The sequence below is a fragment of the Faecalibacterium longum genome (genome assembly GCF_040094125.1).
GTDB classification, from domain to species: Bacteria; Bacillota; Clostridia; order Oscillospirales; family Ruminococcaceae; genus Faecalibacterium; species Faecalibacterium longum.
On sequence record NZ_JBBNIH010000162.1, the window covers coordinates 17,584 to 40,551 of the forward strand.

Annotated in this window: 23 protein-coding genes and 1 pseudogene; 17 read left to right on the forward strand and 7 right to left on the reverse strand. The window is 56.3% G+C overall.

Annotated features, from left to right (window positions below; genetic code table 11):
• Positions 1 to 21: 21 nt before the first annotated feature.
• Positions 22 to 483, forward strand: a complete 462-nt coding sequence (locus tag AAAU26_RS10780) for an XF1762 family protein (protein ID WP_217211936.1) — start codon at positions 22 to 24, stop codon at positions 481 to 483.
• Positions 473 to 907, forward strand: coding sequence for an ArdC family protein (locus AAAU26_RS10785; RefSeq protein WP_320443576.1), 435 nt, complete (start codon positions 473 to 475; stop codon positions 905 to 907). The genes AAAU26_RS10780 and AAAU26_RS10785 overlap by 11 nt, the downstream gene beginning before the upstream one ends.
• Before the next feature lie 97 nt (positions 908 to 1,004).
• On the opposite strand, the pseudogene AAAU26_RS14550 reads toward AAAU26_RS10785, so the two are convergent.
• The 3 genes and pseudogenes from AAAU26_RS14550 to AAAU26_RS10800 form a co-directional block, all read right to left on the reverse strand.
• A pseudogene (locus tag AAAU26_RS14550) lies at positions 1,005 to 1,394 on the reverse strand (relaxase/mobilization nuclease domain-containing protein); the annotation flags it as partial.
• A gap of 88 nt (positions 1,395 to 1,482) precedes the next feature.
• Complete coding sequence (locus tag AAAU26_RS10795; protein ID WP_217211942.1) at positions 1,483 to 2,121, reverse strand: recombinase family protein; 639 nt, start codon at positions 2,119 to 2,121, stop codon at positions 1,483 to 1,485.
• A gap of 169 nt (positions 2,122 to 2,290) precedes the next feature.
• Complete coding sequence (locus tag AAAU26_RS10800; RefSeq protein WP_117529435.1) at positions 2,291 to 2,560, reverse strand: DUF6870 family protein; 270 nt, start codon at positions 2,558 to 2,560, stop codon at positions 2,291 to 2,293.
• A gap of 374 nt (positions 2,561 to 2,934) precedes the next feature.
• On the opposite strand from AAAU26_RS10800, the gene AAAU26_RS10805 reads away from it, so the two are divergent.
• A complete protein-coding gene (locus tag AAAU26_RS10805) occupies positions 2,935 to 3,816 on the forward strand; it encodes a hypothetical protein (protein ID WP_217211944.1) in 882 nt (293 codons plus the stop codon).
• 106 nt (positions 3,817 to 3,922) lie between these two features.
• Here AAAU26_RS10805 and AAAU26_RS10810 read toward each other — a convergent pair whose 3' ends face one another.
• Positions 3,923 to 4,402: a flavodoxin gene (locus AAAU26_RS10810; RefSeq protein WP_217211946.1), complete on the reverse strand. Its 480-nt coding sequence runs from the start codon at positions 4,400 to 4,402 to the stop codon at positions 3,923 to 3,925.
• Between the two features lie 183 nt (positions 4,403 to 4,585).
• Here AAAU26_RS10810 and AAAU26_RS10815 point away from each other — a divergent pair, with 183 nt between their 5' ends.
• The 6 genes from AAAU26_RS10815 (at position 4,586) to gpmI (ending at position 11,228) form a co-directional block, all read left to right on the forward strand.
• On the forward strand, positions 4,586 to 5,167 hold the full coding sequence (locus AAAU26_RS10815) for a type IV toxin-antitoxin system AbiEi family antitoxin domain-containing protein (protein WP_142410985.1): 582 nt from the start codon (positions 4,586 to 4,588) through the stop codon (positions 5,165 to 5,167).
• A complete protein-coding gene (locus AAAU26_RS10820; protein WP_217211948.1) occupies positions 5,168 to 6,007 on the forward strand; it encodes a nucleotidyl transferase AbiEii/AbiGii toxin family protein in 840 nt (279 codons plus the stop codon).
• A gap of 62 nt (positions 6,008 to 6,069) precedes the next feature.
• Positions 6,070 to 7,296: a nucleotide sugar dehydrogenase gene (locus tag AAAU26_RS10825; RefSeq protein ID WP_227618978.1), complete on the forward strand. Its 1,227-nt coding sequence runs from the start codon at positions 6,070 to 6,072 to the stop codon at positions 7,294 to 7,296.
• Between the two features lie 241 nt (positions 7,297 to 7,537).
• Positions 7,538 to 8,746, forward strand: a complete 1,209-nt coding sequence (locus tag AAAU26_RS10830; protein ID WP_227618979.1) for a phosphoglycerate kinase — start codon at positions 7,538 to 7,540, stop codon at positions 8,744 to 8,746.
• 83 nt (positions 8,747 to 8,829) lie between these two features.
• Positions 8,830 to 9,600: a triose-phosphate isomerase gene (tpiA, locus tag AAAU26_RS10835; RefSeq protein ID WP_015563698.1), complete on the forward strand. Its 771-nt coding sequence runs from the start codon at positions 8,830 to 8,832 to the stop codon at positions 9,598 to 9,600.
• Between the two features lie 101 nt (positions 9,601 to 9,701).
• Positions 9,702 to 11,228, forward strand: a complete 1,527-nt coding sequence (gpmI, locus tag AAAU26_RS10840; protein WP_227618980.1) for a 2,3-bisphosphoglycerate-independent phosphoglycerate mutase — start codon at positions 9,702 to 9,704, stop codon at positions 11,226 to 11,228.
• A gap of 75 nt (positions 11,229 to 11,303) precedes the next feature.
• Here gpmI and AAAU26_RS10845 read toward each other — a convergent pair whose 3' ends face one another.
• The 3 genes from AAAU26_RS10845 to mtaB all read right to left on the reverse strand — a co-directional run bounded on the left by AAAU26_RS10845 (position 11,304) and on the right by mtaB (position 15,127).
• Positions 11,304 to 11,795 (reverse strand): pilin, encoded by a 492-nt coding sequence (locus AAAU26_RS10845; protein WP_227618981.1) that lies wholly within the window; start codon positions 11,793 to 11,795, stop codon positions 11,304 to 11,306.
• A gap of 236 nt (positions 11,796 to 12,031) precedes the next feature.
• Positions 12,032 to 13,585: a 4Fe-4S dicluster domain-containing protein gene (locus AAAU26_RS10850; RefSeq protein WP_207676516.1), complete on the reverse strand. Its 1,554-nt coding sequence runs from the start codon at positions 13,583 to 13,585 to the stop codon at positions 12,032 to 12,034.
• Positions 13,586 to 13,831: 246 nt separating this feature from the next.
• Complete coding sequence (gene mtaB, locus AAAU26_RS10855) at positions 13,832 to 15,127, reverse strand: tRNA (N(6)-L-threonylcarbamoyladenosine(37)-C(2))-methylthiotransferase MtaB (RefSeq protein WP_158396785.1); 1,296 nt, start codon at positions 15,125 to 15,127, stop codon at positions 13,832 to 13,834.
• 192 nt (positions 15,128 to 15,319) lie between these two features.
• Here mtaB and AAAU26_RS10860 point away from each other — a divergent pair, with 192 nt between their 5' ends.
• The 8 genes from AAAU26_RS10860 (at position 15,320) to plsY (ending at position 22,942) form a co-directional block, all read left to right on the forward strand.
• Entirely contained in the window at positions 15,320 to 16,576 is a 1,257-nt protein-coding gene (locus AAAU26_RS10860) for a D-alanyl-D-alanine carboxypeptidase family protein (protein ID WP_227618982.1), read from the forward strand.
• A 220-nt stretch (positions 16,577 to 16,796) separates the two neighbouring features.
• Positions 16,797 to 18,128, forward strand: a complete 1,332-nt coding sequence (locus AAAU26_RS10865) for a glucose-6-phosphate isomerase (RefSeq protein WP_158400775.1) — start codon at positions 16,797 to 16,799, stop codon at positions 18,126 to 18,128.
• Between the two features lie 63 nt (positions 18,129 to 18,191).
• Entirely contained in the window at positions 18,192 to 18,596 is a 405-nt protein-coding gene (locus AAAU26_RS10870) for an ATP-binding protein (RefSeq protein WP_158396790.1), read from the forward strand.
• 147 nt (positions 18,597 to 18,743) lie between these two features.
• The gene (locus AAAU26_RS10875; RefSeq protein ID WP_015563706.1) at positions 18,744 to 19,244 is read left to right on the forward strand and encodes a YceD family protein; all 501 of its coding nucleotides are present in this window, start codon (positions 18,744 to 18,746) and stop codon (positions 19,242 to 19,244) included.
• 26 nt (positions 19,245 to 19,270) lie between these two features.
• A complete protein-coding gene (gene rpmF, locus AAAU26_RS10880) occupies positions 19,271 to 19,450 on the forward strand; it encodes a 50S ribosomal protein L32 (RefSeq protein WP_015563707.1) in 180 nt (59 codons plus the stop codon).
• A 103-nt stretch (positions 19,451 to 19,553) separates the two neighbouring features.
• Positions 19,554 to 20,885, forward strand: coding sequence for a DUF512 domain-containing protein (locus AAAU26_RS10885; protein WP_207676519.1), 1,332 nt, complete (start codon positions 19,554 to 19,556; stop codon positions 20,883 to 20,885).
• 32 nt (positions 20,886 to 20,917) lie between these two features.
• Positions 20,918 to 22,261 carry a ribosome biogenesis GTPase Der gene (gene der, locus AAAU26_RS10890; RefSeq protein WP_015563709.1) on the forward strand — a complete coding sequence of 448 codons (1,344 nt, stop codon included), beginning with the start codon at positions 20,918 to 20,920 and terminating at the stop codon, positions 22,259 to 22,261.
• Between the two features lie 18 nt (positions 22,262 to 22,279).
• Entirely contained in the window at positions 22,280 to 22,942 is a 663-nt protein-coding gene (gene plsY / locus AAAU26_RS10895; RefSeq protein ID WP_227618983.1) for a glycerol-3-phosphate 1-O-acyltransferase PlsY, read from the forward strand.
• Positions 22,943 to 22,968 lie beyond the last annotated feature (26 nt).

Sequence of the window (22,968 nt, forward strand, 5' to 3'; positions counted from 1 at the left end):
ATTTTTTTTGAAGGAGGGCATTTGCTGACATTAACACCGATCAATTTGAAAACGGCAAACGCATTTGTACAGCAGTATCACCGCCACCATAAGCCGACACGAGGACATAAGTTTTCCATCGGCGTATCGGAAAATGGTGCGCTGGTGGGCGTTGCTATCTGCGGCAGACCTGTGGCGCGGCGGCTGGACGATGGCTATACGCTGGAAGTCAACCGTCTGTGTACAGATGGAACACCAAACGCCTGCAGCATCCTGTATGCGGCGGCGTACCGTGCAGCACGGGCAATGGGTTACAACAGAGTTGTTACCTACATTCTGGATACGGAGAATGGAGCATCCCTGAAAGCTGCCGGGTATACCTGTGAGGGCAGAGCCGGAGGCTTGGAATGGAACGGCGCGAAGGCACCGAAACAGGCTGACCAATATCCGCGCCAGATGAAAACACGATGGGTCAAGAAAAAGGAGGGCTTGCATGGCAGTTGACCGCAAACAGCAGATGAAAGAAATCACGGAACGGCTGGAGCAGGGTGTAAAGGACATTTTTACATCGGAAATGTACACGACGTATCTGCGCACGATGGCAAAATTCCACAATTACAGCTTCAACAATACGCTGCTGATCGCTATGCAGCGGCCTGATGCCACGCTGGTGGCAGGGTTTAACGCATGGAAGAATAAGTTCAACCGCTACGTCAAAAAAGGCGAAAAGGGCATCCAGATCATTGCTCCGGCTCCCATCGAGGAAGTGGAAGAACGCGAGAAAATCGACAAGGATACGGGTCTGGCTGTACTGAACGAAAACGGTGAGCCGGAAATGGAACGTGTGGAGTATGTAGTTCCGAGATTCCGTTTGCAATATCCAGATTCAACTGCCCGCGCCGCTGCGCATGGTACTCCTGCTGTGTGATTTTATCCGCAGCAGGAGAGAGCAAATCGACCTGATGCAGCCCTTCGCGCTGGCAAATATCCATCAAAGATTTTTGCAGGTGCTTCAAATAGTCTTTGGTAAGGTGGTGCTTGTATCCAGCCTTGCAGTCGATTGGCCGTTCGGTGTAGGTCTGAGGCTCTATATCGGATTTGCGCAGGCTGTTGATTATGATGTGGGTATGGATGTTGCCTGTTCCATTATTGCCATCTGTATGGGTGCAGACCAAAGCCTGATGCCCCGGAAAATTAGCTTTTGCGTATTCCAGCCCGATGGCCTGTGCACGTTCTCCTGTTAAATCGTGGTCGGCGTTATCTCTGGGGTCATGGCTGATGATGTAATGGTGGCTTTTGATTTCATCGTAAGTGTTGTTCTTGTTATACTCCTGGTTCAACAGTTCGCATTCAAGGTCAAAGGTTTCGGGATCACAGTTCAATCCCTCAAGGTAAAATTCATCCCGGAGCATCATATTCCCGTTTTCATCAAGGATAGGAACTAGATGAAATTCATCATGCTGGTATTTCAGATAGTCGATGGCACTCCCGTAATTGGCATTTTTACTTGCGATGTGTTTTAGAATTGCCACGGTATACACCTCCAAGCTGAACGATTTCCTGCCGCAGTTCACGGATTTCCGCAATGCACCTTTTTAGTTCTTCTAACATTCCGCGTGATGCCAGACCACCGCTGTGGAAATAGCGGGCAATCTGGTTGAGATTGTTCCCGATGCCGGCGGCCTGCACCGTCAAATTCTGAATCTCTCCCAGATCGGCAACGATATTATAGTTGAACGGAATTAGAATACGGCCCTTATCATCGTTTTCCTCTGCACTGTCATAATGATCGTTGATGGCGATAAAGCGCACACCCATGAATGGAAAGATTCGTTCCAGATAACGACCCGTTTCAATGTAGTTTCTGCCGAAACGAGATAAATCCTTGACGATGATGCAGTTGACATTCCTTTTCTCAATGTCCTGCATCATCCGCTTAAAATCCGGGCGTTCAAAATTTGTGCCGCTGTAACCATCGTCCACATACTCATCGAACTTGTGCAATTCCGGGTGCTTCCCCATGTAATCGTTCAGCAACGCTCTCTGATTTTTTATGCTGTTGCTCTCCTGCTGGTCACCATCCGAACGCGACAAACGAAGATATGTGGCGCAGTTGTATTTTTCATTTCCCTGAAAAAACATAAAAAGCCGATAACCTCCTAATCTATTTGTCGTTCAGACAATAAACCAAGAAATTATCGACTTTATCAGCATATTCTGTTTTGACCCAAAGCCATTATCTCATATTTCACGGTTTATGTCAACGCTTTAATGTGCTAAAGTGCAAATTTTCTTCTGCTTTCTTCTTTTTTCATTTCCGGTGTGTCCTTGCGCATTTTTTCAGCGTGTCCTCCAATCGGTTCTCTCCGGCAAAACTGATCTTTACGACCATTCCCCGGTCAAGATAGCAGTAAGGGTTCTTGATCTGTGAAACAAAATCAACCATCCGCTCTCGCTGCGACAGGTCTTTCTTGATTTCCACATCGTTGATGTCCACCAGTTCTTCACGGTTCACATCCCGAAGTTCCATCGCTGCCAATTTCTTCAAATCCTCAAGTGTATGCGTCATTTTCTGGTACATCAAATACCTCCCTTCACCTATAGCATTCTAAAAGGGGTGTTTGGCAACCAAATTTTGAAATTTCACAAAAATATTTTTTCAAGTGGTTGCCAAAAGGTGCTTCCAGAATGTTATAGGTATAAGGACAATTCTCGATTTTCCAAGTCGTGGGGCTTTTTTCTCTCTTAGCGCAAGATTCGCCCATAGCCGCTCAAAACTCACTTTCGTGGTTTTTCCCGGCTGGCAATCTTGATGGGGATTCCGTTCCCCATTCCCACGGTACGCACAAAATCTTGGATTTTGGCTATCCGGCTCCACATAAATGTGTTCGCAGCCGAACGCCTACGGCTTATCGGGAGTTGTTCTGCAACTATAAAATGCAGGAGGATTATGCTATGGCTCGACCAAAGAAAAAGAAATCGCTTCATAGGGGGAAACGAGTTTACATCCGTTTCACAGAATTGGAATATGAGCTGGTAGCCAGATATGCTAAAGATGCTGGATACCCGATTGGTACTTTTGTACGCAAACAAGCTCTCCGCGAAAAGCTGGAAGTCAACGCTCATGCGGCCATCGTGACAAGAGATGAATACTATCAGGCACAGAAAGCAATCCGTAACGTAACTCCAATTCAATATAAGGTGGGCGATGATTTTGCGTTAAAAGGAAAAATCTGCTGCGAAAACTGTAATCGGCAGCTTCGCCATGAAAGGCAATATGGGGAAATGGTTTTCTATTGCGGCTATAAACGGTCAGCCGGAAAGTTCTCTAAATGCTACGGCGGCTATTACAGAGAACATTCGGTGAACGCAAAAGTGGCTCGTGCGATAAAAACAGTATTCTATGCGCTGGATGTAGTAAATCAGGGGATGCAGGAAAAGCAGTCTGTCACGGTGCGCTGCATGGACATTGAGGACTTGGAAAAGCAAGCAGAAGCCATTCGGGTAGAACAAATCAAACTATATGAATCGTATGCGGACGGTGTGCTACGGCGAGATGTGTACATAGAAAAGAAAAAGACCCTTTCGGAAAAACTGGCTGCATTGCAGGATAGCATACGGACAGAAAAGGAAGAACAGGAGTGTGCCGATGCACTGGATGAAGAAATCCGCGCTCTGACAAAACAGGCCAGCGAGAAAACGTACATCGGCGGGCTGACAAAAGAATGTGTGGATGCTTTTGTGAGCATGGTTTATCTGTATGACGACCAAACGATGAAAATAGAGTTCAACTGTGAGGATGTGATTCGGAGAGCGTTGGAAAAGTATGGCGCATAATTGGATGGAAGAAGTGGTATAAGAAAAAGAATACCCGTCTGGGTGAGAGGATTCAAGAAAATCTTCTCGACCAGGCGGGTATTTCATTCCACAGGAATGTTGTCTATTAGAGGCTGAGGGTTTCTACCCATGCGGACAAGTCGGCTTTGCTGGAATAGGAATTGAATACCTTACCATGCAGCAGCTTTGCACCGGGGCAGCTCGGCGCAAGTTTTTCGTTGGTCTTACCCATGTCGCTGCCGCCAGATGTGGCAAAGGGGATGATTGTTTTACCCTTCAAATCATAGCTTTCCAGAAATGTATTGATGATTATCGGAGCAATATACCACCAGATAGGGAATCCGACAAAGATGGTGTCGTATTCGTCCATGTTATCACGCTTGGCAGCGATGGCAGGGCGAGAGGTAGGATCGCTCATTTCGATGGTGCTGCGGGATTTCTTGTCCATCCAGTTCAGATCGGCCTTGGTGTACGGAACTTCCGGCTGAATCTCAAAAATGTCTGCACCGATAGCATCAGCCAGATTTTCGGCAACTTTCGCGGTGATGCCGCTGGCAGAGAAGTAAGTGACAAGTCTTTTGCTCATGACAAACGCACTCCCTTGATTGATTTTTACAATTTAAGTATAGCACGTTGAATAGGGAGCATCAAGTAAGGCTGGGCGGACGAACGTGCTAATATTGCAAATGAAATAAGCACAAAAGAAAGTTTACGTTGACTTTCGTGCTTATTTGGAATACAATATAAGCACGAAGGTGAGGTGACGCTTATGATGAACATGAACAATTTGGCTCAAACACATGAGATTTTAACACCGCAGCTTGCAACAAAAGTAGGTTTAACGAAATTTGAGTTTTATAAATATGTAAAGGCCAATGAATACGAGCAAGTCGGACATGGCGTATACGCAGCAAAAGATACTTGGATTGACGAATTAGAAATGCTGCACCGCCGCTGCCCGATGGGAGTGTTTTCTCATGATGAAGCGTTCTATTATTATGGGCTGACAGATCGGGAACCGCTTGTTCATACACTCACGATTTATAGTGGATATAATGTTCACCGCTTGAAAGAGGATGGCTATAAGGTTTATACAGTAAAAAAGGAACTTCTTGACGTTGGCAAGCAAATCGTAAAAAGCAATCAGGGAAATGAAATTCCTATGTACGATTTGGAACGGACAATTTGCGACTTGGTGCGGAGTAGAAGTTCTATAGAAGTACAGGATTTCAATGCAGTATTAAAAGCGTATGTCGGGAGAAAAGATAAGGACCTTAATAAACTGATGAAGTATGCAAAGCTATTTCGAGTGGATAAGATCATCCGAAATTATATGGAGGTACTACTGTAAATGGGATTTACACCTGAACAGATAAAAGGGCGTATCAAGAGCGTTGCAAAACAGAACAATGCAGACGCAAGGACACTCATGCGAATCTATATGATGGAGCGTTTTCTGGAAAGACTGGCACAATCAGAATATCGGGATAACTTCATTATCAAAGGCGGAATACTGGTTACGGCAATGATTGGTGTTGCGCACCGTTCCACGATGGACATAGACACCAGCATGAAGAATCTAAATCTATCTGCGGAGGATGCCTTGCGAGTTGTCAATCAGGTCAAAGATATTGACCTTGACGATGGTGTTTCTTTTGAGGTTAAAGATGTTTCCAATATCATGGATGAAATGGAGTATCCGGGAATCCGCGTTACCATGAACGCCAATGTGGGAAGATTGATTACGCCTTTGAAAATTGACATTTCCACGGGCGACGTGATTACCCCACGAGCAATCGAGTTCAATTATGATCTCTTGCTGGAAGATCGTTCTATCAGTCTATGGTCGTATAATTTGGAAACTATATTAGCCGAGAAGTTGCAGACGGTTTTGGCGAGGGGTATCTTAAACACCCGAATGAGAGATTTTTACGATATACGGATGCTGCTCGATACATACGAAGATAAAGTCAATAAGGCTGTTTTGAAGGATGCTTTTGCAGCAACTTGTAAAAAGAGAGGAACGGATCATCTGCAGGAGCAGGCCGAGGAGATTATCAAAATTATTGAAGCAGATGAACAGCTTCGAGTGCTGTGGAGAGCATATCAGAAGAAATACTCGTATGCAGCAGAAATTGATTATGCCAGTGTGATAAGCGGCGTAAGAAAATTGATGGATTGGATTCGATAAGCTACCATTGAAAATAGAATAGCGAGTAAAGCCCTACAAGGCTAAAAGTTTTCGCCCCTATCTTGACATCAGGGGGCTACGTCGGCCTGTCCATTGCTGTCCTGCTGAGCCAGCACCACCATGTCACGGCTGTTGACATCGTGCCGGAAAAGGTGGAGCTCATCAACCAGAAAAAATCGCCCATTCAGGACGACTACATCGAAAAATACCTCGCCGAGAAAAATCTCGACCTGACGGCTACGCTGGATGGGGAGACGGCCTATCGGGACGCTGACTTTGTGATCATCGCGGCCCCCACCAACTACGACAGCCGGAAGAATTTCTTCGATACCTCGGCGGTGGAGGCGGTCATTCGGCTGGTGATGAAGGTGAACCCCGAGGCTGTCATGGTCATCAAGTCCACCATCCCGGTGGGCTTCACGGCCAGTGTCCGTGAAAAGTATCAGTGCAGGAATATCATCTTCAGCCCGGAGTTCCTGCGGGAGTCCAAGGCACTATACGATAATCTCTACCCGAGCCGCATCATCGTAGGTACGGATATGCAGGATGAGCGCCTCGTGGAGGCGGCACACACCTTTGCCTATTTGTTACAGGAAGGTGCTGTCAAAGAGAATATCGACACCCTCTTCATGGGCTTCACCGAGGCCGAGGCGGTCAAGCTGTTCGCTAACACCTATCTTGCCCTCCGCGTTTCCTTCTTCAATGAACTGGACACCTACGCCGAGATGAAGGGGCTTGATACCCGGCATATCATCGAGGGCGTCTGCCTCGACCCCCGCATTGGCACACATTATAATAATCCCAGCTTTGGTTACGGCGGCTACTGCCTGCCTAAAGATACCAAGCAGCTCCTCGCCAACTACGAGGATGTGCCGGAAAATCTCATCGAGGCCATCGTGGAGTCCAACCGCACCCGCAAAGATTTCATTGCAGACCGGGTGCTCCAGATGGCGGGCTACTACAGCTATGGGGAAGAGAACGAGTATAACGCGGCGGACGAGAAGCCTTGTGTCATCGGCGTCTACCGCCTGACCATGAAGGCCAACTCCGACAACTTCCGTCAGTCTTCCATTCAGGGCGTCATGAAGCGTATCAAGGCCAAGGGCGCGACAGTTATCATCTATGAGCCGACTTTGGAGAATGGCACTACCTTTTTCGGCAGCGAAGTGGTGAACGATCTGGACGTTTTCAAAAAGCGCAGCCAGGCCATCATCGCCAACCGCTACGACAGCTGTCTGGATGATGTACAGGACAAAGTCTACACCCGCGACCTGTTCCGTCGGGATTAAAGTGGATAGTTTTAAGCGCCGCAGGAGGGGAGACCGCCTGCGGCATTTTGGCAGCCGGGCCGGACTACTGTCAAAATAGACACAATTCCCGAATATCACGGGAAAAGTTTGTTAATAAATTATCCATCCCCCGTCCTTGCAATACACACATATTTTGTTTATAATAGTGTCATAGGGGCTAAGACCCCGAGAGTGAGCGAAATTCGATTCCGAAGAATGAATTGAGAGGAGAATAATCACTATGGGTTTAGGTAAAAAGACGATCGACGATCAGAACTACTGCGGCAAGAAGGTCCTTGTCCGCTGTGATTTCAACGTCCCCATGAAGGACGGCGTCATCACCAACGAGAACCGCATCAATGCGGCTCTGCCCACCATCCAGAAGCTGGTCAATGACGGCGCGAAGGTCATTCTGTGCAGCCATCTGGGCAAGCCGAAGAACGGCCCCGAGGCAAAGTTCAGCCTCGCTCCCGTTGCTGTGGCCCTGAGCGCAAAGCTGGGCAAGACCGTTGTCTTTGCTGACGACGACAACGTCGTGGGCGAGAACGCAAAGGCTGCTGTCGCTGCCATGAACAACGGCGATGTCGTCCTGCTGCAGAACACCCGTTTCCGCAAGGAAGAGACCAAGAATCTGCCCGAGTTCTCTCAGGATCTGGCTTCTCTGGCAGACGCATACGTTGACGATGCCTTCGGCAGCTGCCACCGCGCACACTGCTCCACCGCAGGCGTCACCGACTATATCAAGGACACCGCTGTCGGCTACCTGATGGAGAAGGAGATCAAGTACCTCGGCAATGCCGTGAACGATCCCGTCCGTCCCTTCACCGCCATTCTGGGCGGCGCAAAGGTCGCTGACAAGCTGAATGTCATCTCCAACCTGCTGGAGAAGGTCGATACCCTCATCATCGGCGGCGGCATGGCCTACACCTTCATCAAGGCTCAGGGCTATGAGGTCGGCAAGAGCCTGTGCGATGACTCCAAGCTGGACTACTGCAAGGAGATGATGGCAAAGGCTCAGGAGAAGGGCGTCAAGCTGCTCCTGCCCGTCGATACCGCCTGTGTCGAGAACTTCCCCGACCCCATCGACGCTCCTGTCGAGACCATCGTCGTCCCTGTCACCGCTATCCCGGCTGACAAGGAAGGCTGCGACATCGGCCCCGAGACCATGAAGCTCTTCGCCGACGCTGTCAAGGCTTCCAAGACCGTCGTCTGGAACGGCCCCATGGGCGTCTTTGAGAACCCGACTCTGGCTGCCGGCACTCTGGCCGTGGCCAAGGCTATGGCTGAGAGCGACGCTACCACCGTCATCGGCGGCGGCGACAGCGCAGCAGCTGTCCAGCAGATGGGCCTGGGCGACAAGATGACCCACATCTCTACCGGCGGCGGCGCTTCTCTGGAGTACCTGGAGGGCAAGGAGCTGCCCGGCATCGCAGTCATCCAGAACGCATAATCACAGCATCATGAACGGTGCGGCGGCTGTTTCGCCGCCGCATCTTTTATTTATAAAGGTAAATAAGGTAAGGAGAACGTATCATGGATAAGGCAAAGCGCAAGGCCATTATTGCTGGCAACTGGAAGATGAACAAGACCGCCTCCGAGGCTGCTGTTCTGGTGGACGAGCTCATTCCCGCCGTCAAGGACGCATCCTGCGAGGTCGTCATCTGCACTCCCTATACCGATCTGGTCACTGCTGTGGCAAAGACCAAGGGTACCAACATCCATGTCGGTGCCGAGAACGTCCATTTCGAGAAGTCCGGCGCATTCACCGGCGAGATCAGCGCTGATATGCTGGTGGACCTGGGCGTCGAGTACGTCATCGTCGGTCACTCCGAGCGCCGTCAGTATTTCGCAGAGACCGACCAGACCGTCAACAAGCGCGCTCTGGCCGCTCTGAACGCCGGCCTGAAGGTCATCATCTGCGTGGGCGAGAGCCTGCAGCAGCGTGAGGAGGGCGTCACCGAGGAGCTGGTCCGGATGCAGACCAAGATCGCCCTGCGCGATGTCACCGCCGAGCAGATGGCAAACGTCGTCATCGCCTACGAGCCCATCTGGGCCATCGGCACCGGCAAGACCGCTACTGCCGACCAGGCTGAGGAAGTCTGCGCTCAGATCCGCAAGGTCATCGGCGAGGTCTACGGCGAAGCCGTGGCCGAGGCTACCACCGTCCAGTACGGCGGCAGCATGAACGCCAAGAACTGCGAGGAGCTGCTGAGCAAGAAGGACGTGGACGGCGGCCTCATCGGCGGTGCTTCCCTGAAGGCTCCTGACTTTGCTGTCATCGTCAACGCTGCCACCAAGGGCTAAGCCCTGAGCGGTAAAAATCGTTCTCTCTGCGCCCGGCTGCGCCGCATTTCCGGCAGGGAGCCGGGCGCTGTTTGTTGAATTTTCAAAGGAGATCCTATTTTATGTCCAAGAAACCTGTTCTGCTCTGCATCATGGACGGCTTTGGCTGGACCCCCAACGAGACCTACGGCAACGCCGTGGTTGCAGCCAAGAAGCCTTTCCTTGACTCTCTGATGGCAAAATATCCTATGACCACCATCGACGCTTCCGGCATGGCTGTGGGCCTGCCCGACGGCCAGATGGGCAACTCTGAGGTGGGTCATACCAATATGGGTGCCGGCCGCATCGTCTACCAGCAGCTGACCCTCATCACCAAGTCCATCCGCGACGGTGAGATGCTCAAGAACCCCGTCCTCGTCAAGAACATGAAGGCTGCCATCGACGCCGGCAAGGCGATCCATCTGATGGGTCTGGTGGGTACCGGCGGTGTCCACAGCCACGCTGACCACTGGTTCGGTGTGCTGGAAATGGCAAAGCGCATGGGTGCCAAGGAAGTCTACCTCCACTGCATCACCGATGGCCGCGACACCGACCCCCACTCCGGCAAGGGCTTCCTTGCCGACCTGCAGGCCAAGCTGGATGAGCTGGGCATCGGCAAGATCGCCAGCGTCTCTGGCCGTTACTACGCCATGGACCGCGACAACAACTGGGACCGTGAGGAGAAGGCTTACGCTGCCTTCGTCTACGGCGAGGGCAACCACGCCGCCAACGCTCAGGAGGCCATCGAGGCATCCTACGCCGACGACAAGACCGACGAGTTCGTTCTGCCCTGCGTCACCTGCGAGGGTGGCCGTGTGCAGGACGGCGACACCGTTATCTTCATGAACTTCCGTCCCGACCGCGCCCGTCAGATGACCCGCATCTTCTGCGACGACGCCTTCACCGGCTTCGAGCGCCGCGGCGGTCGCAAGCAGGTCCACTACGTCTGCATGGCCGAGTATGACGCCACCATGCCCAACTGCGAGGTCGCTTATCCTCCTGTTGAGCTGAAGAACGTCCTGGGCCAGTACCTGTCCGAGAACGGCAAGACCCAGCTGCGCATTGCCGAGACCGAGAAGTACGCTCATGTCACCTTCTTCTTCAACGGCGGTGTTGAGGCTCCCTACGAGGGCGAGGACCGCTGTGTCATCCCCAGCCCGAAGGTCGCCACCTACGACCTCAAGCCTGAGATGAGCGCCCCCGAGGTCGCTGACGAGTGCGTCAAGCGCATCGAGAGCGGCAAGTACGACGTGGTCATCCTGAACTTCGCAAACTGCGATATGGTCGGCCACACCGGCGTCTTTGAAGCCGCTGTCAAGGCCGTTGAGGCTGTGGACGCTGCTGTCGAGAAGGTCGTCACCGCTGTGCTGAACGCTGGCGGCTGCGCTTTCCTGACCGCTGACCACGGCAACGCCGAGAAGATGAAGAACCCCGACGGCACTCCGTTCACCGCCCACACCACCAACGTCGTGCCTTTCGTGGCCATCGGCTGCGGCGATGTGAAGCTGCGCGAGGGCGGCTGCCTGGCCGACATCGCACCCACCATGCTGCCCTATATCGGCCTGCCCGTCCCGGCAGAGATGACCGGCAAGAGCATCATCGCGGAGTAAACCTTTTTTGAAATAACGCAAGCGCCCCGCAGCTCGTAACAGAGCTGCGGGGCGTTTTTTGTGCTATTTGGCTTTTCAGCGCTCGACCCAGATGGACATCTTCGCACTGGTAGAGATGTCGCCGAGAAGGATGGTGTCCATCTTGATGCTGCAGGTCACGGCCAGCGCTTTGTTGGAATCGCTGCCGGTGAGCACCGAGGCGGGCAGGTTCTTGAGGGTCAGCACGGCGGTTCCGTCGGACAGGTCGCCGCTCAGAGTGCCGTCATAGTTCACCTCGCCGATGGCGATGCCGGTGAGACGGCCGGTCATGTTCATGGAAGAGAGCTGCTTGACCGGGAGTTCGAGAGTGAAGGTGCCGTTGGGCTGGCGGGTGAGGGTGGCTTCGCGGGTGGTGTCCACGGCACTGTCGGCCATCGACTCCTTGTCCCCGGACTCCCGCCAGAACCGGACGCCCACCGTCATCTTGACGGCGGCGGCACTGGCACTGACCGCCAGCGTCAGGAGCAGCAGCAGCGAGACGAGGACCGCCCCGGTGCGTCTGCCCATATGCTTCAAAGAAATCGTCATATTCAAGAATCGACCTTTCCAGCCGCAGAGGCGGCTCTGTGCGTTCCAAAACGGAACGCGAAGGAATTTGTCACCGCAAAAATAACATATTCAGAAGAAAAAGTCAATCTGGCTTGTGATGGTTTCACAAAAATGTTTCACATAAGACACATCTTATGGAAGAAAAACACAGACTTTGCCGAAGACACAAAAAAGCCGCCTCCCGGCGGACGGGAAGCGGCAGAAGTCAGGAAAACTTAGACCTCAAAGTTGGGGTCGTCCTTCAGCACGTGGATGCTGGTCATGAAGGGGCTCTGCTCGGGGTCCTGGAACGGAGCCTCCTTGACGTACTTGTTCAGGGCGACAGCAGTGCGGGTGGGGTCGGCGATGGTGCCGGCGCCGCCGATGCAGCCGCCGGGGCAGCCCATGCCTTCCAGCAGGTAGCCGTTGTACTTGCCGGCCTTGGCCAGCATCAGCAGCTTCTTGCACTCGGCGAGGCCCTGTGCGGACGCGATCTTGACGTCCATATCGGGATGCCACTCCTTGACCTTGTCGGCGACAGCCTTGGCGACGCCGCCGGACTGTGCGAAGCCGCGGCCTGCACCGGAAGCGTGGACCAGATCGACCTCATCGGGGTCGACTTCGAGGTTAGCCACGTCGATGTCCTTGGCCTCGATGATGCCGGCCAGTTCCTCGAAGGTCAGCACGAAGTCCACATCAGAGCGGACGGTGCGGCGGGAAGCTTCCAGCTTCTTGGCGGCGCAGGGTCCGATAAAGCACATACGGGCCTCGGGGTCGGCCTGCTTCATCATGCGGGCGGTAAAGACCATGGGGGTCATGGTCATGGAGATGTTCTTTGCAAGATCCGGGAAGGCGGTCTTTGCCATCATGCTCCATGCCGGGCAGCAGGAAGTAGCCATGAAGTTCAGCTTGTTGGGAACCTCCTCCAGGAAGTCGTGGGCCTCATCCACGGTACACAGGTCGGCACCGATGGCGACCTCCACGACGTCGTAGAAGCCCAGAGCCTTCAGCGCAGCCTTGAGCTTGCCGGTGGAGGCCAGGCCCGGGAACTGGTTGATGAAGGCGGGAGCGACGAGGGCGTAGATGCGGTCACCGCGGTTGAAGCCCTGAATGAGCTGGTAGATCTGGCCTTTGTCGGCGATGGCACCGAAGGGGCAGTTGACCAGACACTGGCCGCAGGACACGCACTTGCTGTAGTCGATCTCGGCGCGGCCCAGCTCATCGGAGTGGATGGCACCCATGCCGCAGGCAGCGGCGCAGGGACGCTCGGTCTTGACGATGGCGTTGTAGGGGCAGACGCCGACGCAGCGGCCGCACTTGATGCACTTTTCCTGGTCGATGGTGGAACGGCCGCTCTCCCAGGTGATAGCCTTCTTGGGGCAGACTTCCATACAGGGGTGTGCGAGGCAGCCCTGGCACAGGTCGGAGACCTTGACCAGCTTCTCGGGGCAGCGGTTGCAGGCAAACTTGATGACGTTCACCAGCGGGGGGTCATAATACTTATCGGCGATGGAAGCGTCCTCCAGACCGGAGACGACGCTGTTGTGCTCGTCCATGCGGCGGGTGGGCAGGCCCATGGCCAGACGAACGCGCTCCTCGACGATGGCGCGCTCAAGGAAGATGTCCTTGCGGAGCTTGCCTTCCTCACCGGGGATGATGGTGTAAGGGATCTTGCGCATCAGGTGGTTGGCCTGCTCGCCCTTGACGTTGGCGTAGGCCATCCGTGCCACCTCGGTAAAGACCTGGCGGCGGATCTGGATGACCGTCGTGTTGATTCCTCTGAAACTCATTCCAATCTCTCCTTGTTTTGAAACAACAGAACAAAAAACCGCTCCGACGCGGCTTTTCTTCGGGGCATTTGGTACTGGGCTGCTGCAAACAGCCGGATGCCCCGAATAATCCACTTTTATTGTAGCATAAACCCTTCGGGAAGAAAAGGGAAAAGCTTAAAATTTGTTATGAAATTCACAACTGATATATCTTGCACAAATGAGAACAAATGGATTTGTACAAAACAGCAAAGAAACGGCTAAGATTTATACCATCTCGGCCCGGACACGCTCGCCGTCGTAGCTGCCCAGCCGGACATGGACGATCTCGCCGCTCTTATGGCCCGGGGCCGAGACCACGACAGGAACATACAGCCGGGTGTAGCCGGTGAAGAGGGTGCCGGAGAGGGGGGTCTCCAGCAGAACGTCGTCCTCGCTGCCCTCGCAGCCGGCCAGCACCTCGCGGCGGATGTCCTCGGCGATGGCGTTCATCTCCCGGCTGCGGGCCTGTTTTTCGCGCTCATGGACCTGGTCGGGGAAGTCGTAGGCGGGGGTGCCGCTGCGGCGGGAGTAGGGGAAGACGTGGACTTTCAGGAAGCCGATCTCCTTCAGGAACGCGCAGCTCTCCCGGAAATCTTCCTCCGTCTCGCCGGGGAAGCCGCAGATGCAGTCGGTGGTGAAGCTGACCGGGCGGTCACCGTAGGCGGCGCGGAGCTGGCGAACCACCTCGGCGTACTGCTCGGCGGTATAGACGCGGCGCATCCGGCGCAGGGTGGCGCTGCAGCCGCTCTGCAGGCTCAGATGGTACTGGGGGCAGAGCTTGTCCACTGCCGCCAGCCGGGTGATGTATTCGGGGGTCAGCATATCGGGGTCAAGGCTGCCCAGCCGGATACGCTCGATGCCCTCCACCCGGGCGCACTTCTCCACCAGCTCCACAAGGTTGGTGCCGGTGTCGAGGCCGTAGCTGGGCAGGGAGATGGCGCTGAGCACCACTTCCCGGTAGCCGGAAGCGGCCAGCTGGCGCAGCTCGGCGAGGATGCTCTCTTCCGAGCGGCTGCGCACCGGGCCGCGGGCGCGGGGGATGACGCAGTAGGCGCACTGACGGTTGCAGCCGTCCTCTACTTTGATAAAGGCGCGGGTGTGGGTCTCGAACCGCTCCACTGGCAGTTCCTCGAACCGCTCGCCCTTCGCGTGGGGGGCGATGGCGACGATGCGCTCGTGGCCGTCCAGCAGCTTGAGCACATTATCGAGGATGGCTTTCCGGTCGCCGTTGCCGCAGACCAGGTCAGCCTCCATGAACTGGGCCGCTTCCTCGGGGAAAGCCTGCGGGTAGCAGCCGGTGAGGACGGTGACGGCGCCGGGGTTCTCGCGCTTGGCCCGGCGGAGCCACTTGCGGCTCTTCTGGTCGCCGAAGTTGGTGACGGTGCAGCTGTTCACCACAAAGACGTCGGCCTCTTCGCCCTCCGGCACGATGGTGAAACCGGCGGAGCGGAACATCTGTTCCAGCGCACCGGTCTCATTTAAGTTGACCTTGCAGCCAAGGGTATAAAAACAAACTCGCATGGGGTGTCCTTTCTGAAACCTCTCCGATTTGGCTCCCCTGTCGGGGAAGCTGGCTGCGAAGCAGACGGAGAGGTTATTACCTTATAATAAACCATCCTATTATAGCAGATTTTTCCCGGGGAGAAAAGAGCATTCCGGCCTCTTTTTTTGCATAGAATGCAATCAGACAGACATTGCGGGGAGGGACAAGGGATGGAACGAAAGAATTTTGCGGTGCTCTGCGCAGCCGTGCTCTGTTTCTGGCTGTTTGCACTGGCCCTTGGGACGGCGGAGGGCGTGGGCCTGCGGGCTGTCATGCACCCGGAAGAGAGGGCCGTCAGCGCCGACGTCGAGGAAGCGGCAGAAGGAATTCTGCTGCCGACTGCAGCCGCCGCGCCTCAGCTCGACCTCAACTGCCGAGCTGCCATCCTCATTGAGCAGGGGAGCGGACGGGTCCTCTACGAGAAGAACGCCGACGAGCGGGTCCCCATCGCCTCCATCACCAAGGTGATGACCCTGCTGCTTGCTTTCGAGGCTGTCCACGACGGGCGGCTGACCATGGAGACGCCGGTGCCGGTGAGTGAGCACGCCTACCACATGGGCGGCAGTCAGATCTGGCTGGAGCCGGGGGAGCACTTTACATTGGACGAGATGATAAAGGCAATCTGCGTTTCCTCTGCTAACGACGCGGCAGTAGCCGTGGCCGAGCTGGTGGGCGGCAGTGAGCCGGCCTTCGTGGAGCAGATGAACGCCCGGGCCGCCTCGCTGGGGATGGAGCAGACGTCTTTCCGCAACGCCTGCGGGCTGGACGCCGAAGGCCATCTCTCCACGGCCCGGGATGTGGCCGCCATGAGCCGCACCATCCTGAACACCTGCCCCGAGGTGCTGCACTACACCGGCATCTGGACGGATACCCTCCGGGGCGGGGCGACCCAGCTGGTCAATACGAATAAGCTTCTCCGCCGGTATGAGGGGATCACCGGCCTCAAGACCGGCACCACCGGCGGCGCGGGCATCTGCATCTCGGCCAGCGCCACCCGGAACGGCCTTTCCCTCATCGCGGTGATATTGGGCGCACCGTCCAGCGCCGACCGCTTCGACGCCGCCACGACTCTGCTGGACTACGGCTTCGGGGCCTATGAGGCCGCGCCGCTGCCAAAACTCGAGGCACAGCCGCTCCAGATCACGGTCAGGGGCAGCGCGGCGGGCAGCGTCCCGCTGGATTACTCGGCCCTGCCGGAGACGGTGCTGGTGGAGAAGGGGAGCGGGGCGTCCCTGCATACCGAGCTGACCCTGCCCGAGGAGCTGGAAGCCCCGGTGGAGCAGGGCCAGACGCTGGGCAAAGCCGTGGTCTATCAGGGGAAAGCACTTCTGGAAGAGTACGAAGTGCGTGCTGCCGCCGATGCGCCGAGGATGACTGTCCGGGACGCCATCGGCCTGCTGTGGCAGAGCCTCACCGGCGCGGCATGACCGAAAACTGCGCACTACCGGTCAAAAACGGTCAGCGAGGGCAAAGAATGGCTTGGACGTTTGTATAAAAGATGTAAGAGCATACAAAACAACACTATTAAAATTGTATGAAAAGCGAGGATTTTGGCCTTGACTTTGCCCGGCGGGAACGGTACACTTATACCAAGAAAAACCCTCGCCGGGCAAAGAGCCCGTAAAATGTTTTGGAGGTTTTGATAGAATGAGTCTCGCTCTGAATACAAAGCACCTCTCCAGTTTCATCAACGAAGAGGAATACAAGGCCATCTACCCCCAGGTAGAGGCCGCGCACAAGACGCTGGAAGCCAAGAACGGCCCCGGCAGCGACTTCCTGGGCTGGATGTATCTGCCCCGTGATTATGATAAGGAAGAGTTTGAGCGCATCAAGGCAGCTGCTGCCAAGATCCGTGAGGATTCCGACGTTCTGGTGGTCGCCGGCATCGGCGGCAGCTATCTGGGCGCACGCGCCGTCATCGAAGCCGTCAAGGGGATGTACCACAACGAGCTGGACAACGGCCTGAAGATCTACTTCTGCGGCAACAGCATCAGCCCCACCTATCTGAATGACATCATCGCGCTGTGCAAGGGCAAGCGCTTCTCCATCAACGTCATCTCCAAGTCCGGCACCACCACCGAGACCTCTCTGGCCTTCCGTGTGCTGCGCAAGCTGCTGGAAGACGAGATGGGCGTGGAAGAAGCCAACAAGCGCATCTACGCCACCACCGACCGCGCCAAGGGTACCCTCAAGCAGCTGGCTGACGCGCAGGGCTGGCCCACCTTCGTCGTCCCCGACGATGTCGGCGGCCGCTACTCCGTCCTTTCCGCTGTGGGCCTGCTGCCCATCGCTGCTGCCGGCATCAGCATCGACGACGTCATGAAGGGCGCAGCCGACGCGATGGAGCGCTTCTCCGTGCTCAGCCCCGACAACGACGCCTACAAGTATGCGGCCATCCGCAACATCCTGTACCGCAAGGGCAAGAGCATCGAGATCCTCGAGTGCTATGAGCCGAACTTCACCCTCATGAACGAGTGGTACAAGCAGCTGTTCGGTGAGAGCGAGGGCAAGGACAACAAGGGTCTGTTCCCCGCAAGCTGCATCTTCTCCACCGACCTGCACTCCATGGGTCAGTTCATCCAGGAAGGCTCCCGCACCATGTTCGAGACCATCGTGGATGTCAAGAAGCCCGCACAGGACCTCTTCATCGACAAGCTGGAGGGCAACTTCGACGGCCTGAACTTCCTGGCTGACCAGAACATGAGCGTGGTCAACCGCAAGGCTATGGAAGGAACTATCCTCGCCCACACCGACGGCGGCGTGCCGGAGGTGGTCATCGAGGTGGACGACCTGTCCGCTTATAATGTGGGCTACCTCATCTACTTCTTCTGGCGTGCCTGCGCCTGCAGCGGCTACCTGCTGAGCGTCAACCCCTTCAACCAGCCGGGCGTCGAGAGCTATAAGAAGAACATGTTCGCTCTGCTGGGCAAGCCGGGTTATGAGAACCTGACCGCCGAGCTGGAAGCAAAGCTGAAGTAAGAGCAAGCGGAACAAAAAACGATCTCCCGCCGTGAGGCGTGGAAAATACAGGAGGACAGAACTATGATTAAACTGATTGTTGGCACCAAAGGCTCCGGTAAGACCAAGGCTATGATCGACATGATCAACGATTCGGTCAAGACCTCCAAGGGCAACGTCGTTGTCGTCGAGAAGGGCATGAAGCTGACCTATGAGGTCCCCAACGCCGCCCGTCTCATCGACCTGGACGAGTACAAGATCGCCGGCGGCGAGATGCTGTACGGCTTCGTGGCCGGCCTGCTGGCAAGCAATTATGACATCACTGACCTGTACATCGACGGCATCCTGAAGGTGCTGGATCACGACATCAACCGTCTGGGCGTCGTTCTGGACGAGATCGCTGCTGCCGCTGGCGACTCCATCAAGGTCACCGTCACTGTCAGCGCTGATGAAGCTGCTCTGCCCCACGATGTGAAGAAGTACCTGTAAAATAACTCTGAAATTTCTGATTTGAAGCATCCCAGACAGGCAGGAAACCGGAGAATTTGAAATTTTTTCGGTTTTCTGCCTGTTTTGGTGTTGACAAAGGGCTGTGTTGGCGCTATACTAACAAAGCAGCCTTTTATGAGGTGTACTATGCAATTTGACCTGAGAAAGTTTATCGTATCCGGCACGAAACCTTACGCCGCAGAGTTTCAGTGTGATTTGTCTGCAAAGGATTTTGCCGGTGCAAGGATCGAGCAGCCTGTGACGGCCCGCTTTGAGGCGGTGCCGGATGGCGAGGAGATCCGGATGACGCTGCGGGCAAACGCATTGGTGCACGGAGAGTGCGCCCGCTGCCTCGACCCCGTCGAACGGGAAGAGACGGTGCAAGCAGAGTGGACGGTCAGGGAGCGCGATCTGGATGACCCGGATTTCGACCTGCCCCTCAACGAAAAAGGACATCTGGATGTGGACGAATGGCTCTGTCAGGAATTCATGTTCCAGATACCGACGGTGCTGCTTTGCAGCGCTGACTGCCCGGGCTTGTGTCCCCGGTGCGGGAAGAAGATGGCCGAATGTACCTGCCCTCCGGCAGAAGCTGAGGCCGAACCCGCAGACGCAAGGCTAGCGATACTCAAATCACTGCTGAACTGAGAAACCCATCAAGGAGGTGCAAAAATATGGCAGTACCTAAGAGACATCTTTCCAAGGCCCGCCGCGACAAGCGTCGCAGCAATGTTTGGAAGCTGGAGGCCCCCGCACTGGTCAAGTGCAGCAACTGCGGCTCTCTGAAGCTCCCCCACCAGGCATGTGGCAACTGCGGTTACTACAAGGGCGAGGAAGTCATCAAGAAGGGCTAATTTGCGCAGAATTGGTGGCACATTGGTGTTATGTACAGAAGGGGAGGGCGCAATGCCTTCCCCTTCTTGCTTTGTCTTGAAAACGAAATTGTGAGGTGAAAGCATGGCCATCAGGATCGACCGCGTGGACGCGGGCAGCGAGGCGGAAGCCCTCGGCCTCGCCGGCGGCGACGAGCTGCTGAGCGTGGACGGCAACGAGCTGAACGACACGCTGGACTATGATTTTTATACCGACAGCAAGAGCTTCCACCTCAAAGCGAGAGTGGCGGACGGCATCCGGGAGTGGGACGTCCGGCGGGAAGAGCGCGGCCCCTTCGGCTGCGACTTCTCCACCTATCTGGGCGACCAGAAGCACTCCTGCTCCAACCACTGTATGTTCTGCTTCATTGACCAGCTGCCCCCGGGAATGCGTGAGAGCCTCTACTTCAAGGACGACGACGAGCGCCTGTCCTTTTTGTTCGGCAACTATATCACCATGACCAACATGCAGGACCACGAGATCGACCGCATCATCAAGATGCACATCTCGCCCATCAACATCTCGGTCCACACCACCAATCCCCAGCTCCGCGTGCGGATGCTGGCGAATAAACGGGGCGGCGAGGTGCTGAAGTACCTGCCCCGCCTGGTGGAGGGCGGCATCGCCGTCAACTGCCAGCTGGTGCTCTGCCGGGGCATCAACGACGGCGACGAGCTCCGCCGCACCCTCACCGACCTGCTGGAGCTGACCCCGATGGTGCAGAGCGTGGCGGCAGTCCCCTGCGGCGTGACGGATTACCGCCAGAACCTCTTCAAGCAGACGCCCTACGACGCTGAGACCAGCGCCGCCGTCATCGACATCATGGAAGAGTTCGGCGACGAGTGCAAGCGCCGCCACGGCAAGCGCATCATCTACCCCAGCGATGAGTGGTACCTCAAGGCCGGCCGCCCCATCCCGGAGCCGGAGTTCTATGAGGACTACGACCAGCTGGAAAACGGCGTGGGCATGATGAGCCTCTTCCGGGAGGAATTTCTGGCCGAGCTGGAAAAGCCCCACCGCATCTACGGCACCAAAAAGATGGATGTCGTCACCGGCACCATGGCCGCGCCCCTCATCACCGAGATGATGGACGAGCTCCACCGCCAGTACCCCATGATAGAAGTAAAAGTGCATCCCATCAAAAACAACTTCTTCGGCGGCAACGTCGGCGTGGCGGGCCTCGTCACAGCGACCGACATCATCGCTCAGTGCGAGGGCCGGCTGTCCAGCGGCACCCTGGGCGTGCCTGCCGTGATGCTGCGGGAGGAGAAGGACACCTTCCTCGATGATATGACCATCGAGCAGCTGGGCCAGCGGCTCGGCGTAAAGGTGGAAGTCCTGCCCACCAGCGGCGGCGACGAGGCCAAGGCCCTGCTGCGCAGCGGCCTGCATATCGCCCGCCGGAGAAGACCGTAATTTTACCCCTTTTGTGAAAGGAGGAACCCCCTATGAGCAAACCGATCGTTGCTGTGGTGGGCCGCCCCAACGTGGGCAAGTCCACCCTGTTCAATAAGCTCTGCGGCCAGCGTCTGGCCATCGTGGAGGATACCCCGGGCATCACCCGCGACCGCATCTTTGCCAACTGCGAGTGGAGCGGCCACGAGTTCCTGCTGGTGGATACCGGCGGCATCGAGCCCAAGGCCACCGAGGGCATTCTGGCCCACATGCGCGAGCAGGCCCAGATCGCCATCGACACCGCCGACTGCATCATCATGGTGGTGGACGTGCGCAACGGCCTGACCGCCGCCGACGAGGACGTGGCCCATATGCTGCGCCGCAGCCACAAGCCCATCATCCTCGCTGTCAACAAATGCGACAATGTGGGCGAGACCCCCATGGAGCTCTACGAGTTCTATAACCTCGGCTTCGACGAAGTCATGCCCATCTCGTCCGTCCACGGCCACGGCACCGGCGACCTGCTGGACGCTGTCTGCGCCCACCTCGATTTCAGCGAGACCGTCGTGGAGGAAGACCGCATCCCCGTCGCCATCATCGGCCGCCCCAACGTGGGCAAGTCCAGCCTGACCAACCGCATCCTCGGTGAGAACCGCATGATCGTTGCCAACGAGGCCGGCACTACCCGCGACGCCATCGACACCCCCGTGGATAACGCTTACGGCAAGTTCATCTTCACCGATACCGCCGGTCTGCGCAAGCGCAGCAACATCACCGACGGCCTCGAGCGCTACATGGTCGTCCGCGCACTGGCCGCCGTCGAGCGCAGCCGCGTGGCCCTCATCCTCGTGGACGCCACCGTCGGCTTCACCGAGCAGGACAGCAAGGTGGCCGGTTATGCCCACGACCAGGGCAAGGCCTGCATCATCGTCGTCAACAAGTGGGACGCCGTGGAGGGCAAGGAGACCAACACCATGGAGCTGCAGCGCCGGGGCTATGCCGAGTGCTTCAGCTTCATGGGCTACGCTCCCATCATCTTCATCTCGGCCCAGACCGGCTACAACGTCAACAAACTGATGCAGCTCATCCGCGACGTGGACAGCCAGAACGGTGCCCGTGTGCCCACCGGTGTGCTGAATGAGATGCTGGCCCGTGCCACCGCTCGGATGCAGCCGCCCAGCGACAAGGGCCGCCGCCTGAAGATCTTCTACCTGACCCAGGCTTCCACCCGTCCGCCGACGTTCGTGGCCTTCGTCAACGCAAAGCACCTGTTCCACTTCAGCTATCAGCGGTATATCATCAACCAGATCCGCGAGAACTTCGGTCTGGAGCACACCCCCATCCGCCTTGTCGTGCGTGAGCGCGGCTCCGGCGAAGTGGGCGCGAAGGACGTATAAGGAAGGGAGACTGGTTCTATGACCGCATTTCTCATTGTGCTGGTGGTCGCTGCCGAAGCCTATCTGCTGGGCAGTGTGGACACCGGCATCCTCGTCAGCAAGTATCTGTACCATGACGACGTCCGCACCCACGGCTCGGGCGCTGCCGGTATGACCAACATGCTGCGCACCTTCGGCAAGAAAGCCGCTGCCCTCACGGCGGTGGGCGATGTGCTCAAGGGCGTCGTGGCCGTCTGCCTTGGCCGGTGGCTGTTCGGCCATCTGCCCGCCGACGCTGCCGTCTCGCCCTATCTGGGCGTCTACCTCGCCGCCATCCTCGCCGTGGTGGGCCACTCCAAGCCCATCTACTTCGGCTTCAAGGGCGGCAAGGGCGTGCTGGTGGCTGCCGGTGCCATTCTGGCAGTCCAGCCGGTGCTGCTGCCAGTGCTGGCACTCATCTTCCTCGTCTGCCTGGTCCCCACCGGCATGGTGTCGCTGGGCAGCATCACCATGGCCGCGGCTTACCCGGTGCTGACGCTGGTGTACAGCCTCATGCGCGGCCTGCCGACTCAGGACGTGGTGGTCTGCACCGTCGGCGCTGCCATCATGGGCGGCATGGTCATCTGGATGCACCGTTCCAACATCCAGCGCATCCGGGACGGCAAGGAGTACCGTTTCGGCCAGAAGCACAAGAGCAACTAAGCATAAAAAATGCCCCGCAGGCAGCT

Coding starts and splice junctions, on each gene's coding strand:
- AAAU26_RS10785 (WP_320443576.1), top strand. CDS start 473: ATGGCAGTTGACCGCAAACAGCAGATGAAAGAAATCACGGAACGGCTG.
- AAAU26_RS10795 (WP_217211942.1), bottom strand. CDS start 2,121: ATGTTTTTTCAGGGAAATGAAAAATACAACTGCGCCACATATCTTCGT.
- AAAU26_RS10800 (WP_117529435.1), bottom strand. CDS start 2,560: ATGTACCAGAAAATGACGCATACACTTGAGGATTTGAAGAAATTGGCA.
- AAAU26_RS10805 (WP_217211944.1), top strand. CDS start 2,935: ATGGCTCGACCAAAGAAAAAGAAATCGCTTCATAGGGGGAAACGAGTT.
- AAAU26_RS10810 (WP_217211946.1), bottom strand. CDS start 4,402: ATGAGCAAAAGACTTGTCACTTACTTCTCTGCCAGCGGCATCACCGCG.
- AAAU26_RS10815 (WP_142410985.1), top strand. CDS start 4,586: ATGATGAACATGAACAATTTGGCTCAAACACATGAGATTTTAACACCG.
- AAAU26_RS10820 (WP_217211948.1), top strand. CDS start 5,168: ATGGGATTTACACCTGAACAGATAAAAGGGCGTATCAAGAGCGTTGCA.
- AAAU26_RS10830 (WP_227618979.1), top strand. CDS start 7,538: ATGGGTTTAGGTAAAAAGACGATCGACGATCAGAACTACTGCGGCAAG.
- tpiA (WP_015563698.1), top strand. CDS start 8,830: ATGGATAAGGCAAAGCGCAAGGCCATTATTGCTGGCAACTGGAAGATG.
- gpmI (WP_227618980.1), top strand. CDS start 9,702: ATGTCCAAGAAACCTGTTCTGCTCTGCATCATGGACGGCTTTGGCTGG.
- AAAU26_RS10845 (WP_227618981.1), bottom strand. CDS start 11,795: ATGACGATTTCTTTGAAGCATATGGGCAGACGCACCGGGGCGGTCCTC.
- AAAU26_RS10850 (WP_207676516.1), bottom strand. CDS start 13,585: ATGAGTTTCAGAGGAATCAACACGACGGTCATCCAGATCCGCCGCCAG.
- mtaB (WP_158396785.1), bottom strand. CDS start 15,127: ATGCGAGTTTGTTTTTATACCCTTGGCTGCAAGGTCAACTTAAATGAG.
- AAAU26_RS10860 (WP_227618982.1), top strand. CDS start 15,320: ATGGAACGAAAGAATTTTGCGGTGCTCTGCGCAGCCGTGCTCTGTTTC.
- AAAU26_RS10865 (WP_158400775.1), top strand. CDS start 16,797: ATGAGTCTCGCTCTGAATACAAAGCACCTCTCCAGTTTCATCAACGAA.
- AAAU26_RS10870 (WP_158396790.1), top strand. CDS start 18,192: ATGATTAAACTGATTGTTGGCACCAAAGGCTCCGGTAAGACCAAGGCT.
- AAAU26_RS10875 (WP_015563706.1), top strand. CDS start 18,744: ATGCAATTTGACCTGAGAAAGTTTATCGTATCCGGCACGAAACCTTAC.
- rpmF (WP_015563707.1), top strand. CDS start 19,271: ATGGCAGTACCTAAGAGACATCTTTCCAAGGCCCGCCGCGACAAGCGT.
- AAAU26_RS10885 (WP_207676519.1), top strand. CDS start 19,554: ATGGCCATCAGGATCGACCGCGTGGACGCGGGCAGCGAGGCGGAAGCC.
- der (WP_015563709.1), top strand. CDS start 20,918: ATGAGCAAACCGATCGTTGCTGTGGTGGGCCGCCCCAACGTGGGCAAG.
- plsY (WP_227618983.1), top strand. CDS start 22,280: ATGACCGCATTTCTCATTGTGCTGGTGGTCGCTGCCGAAGCCTATCTG.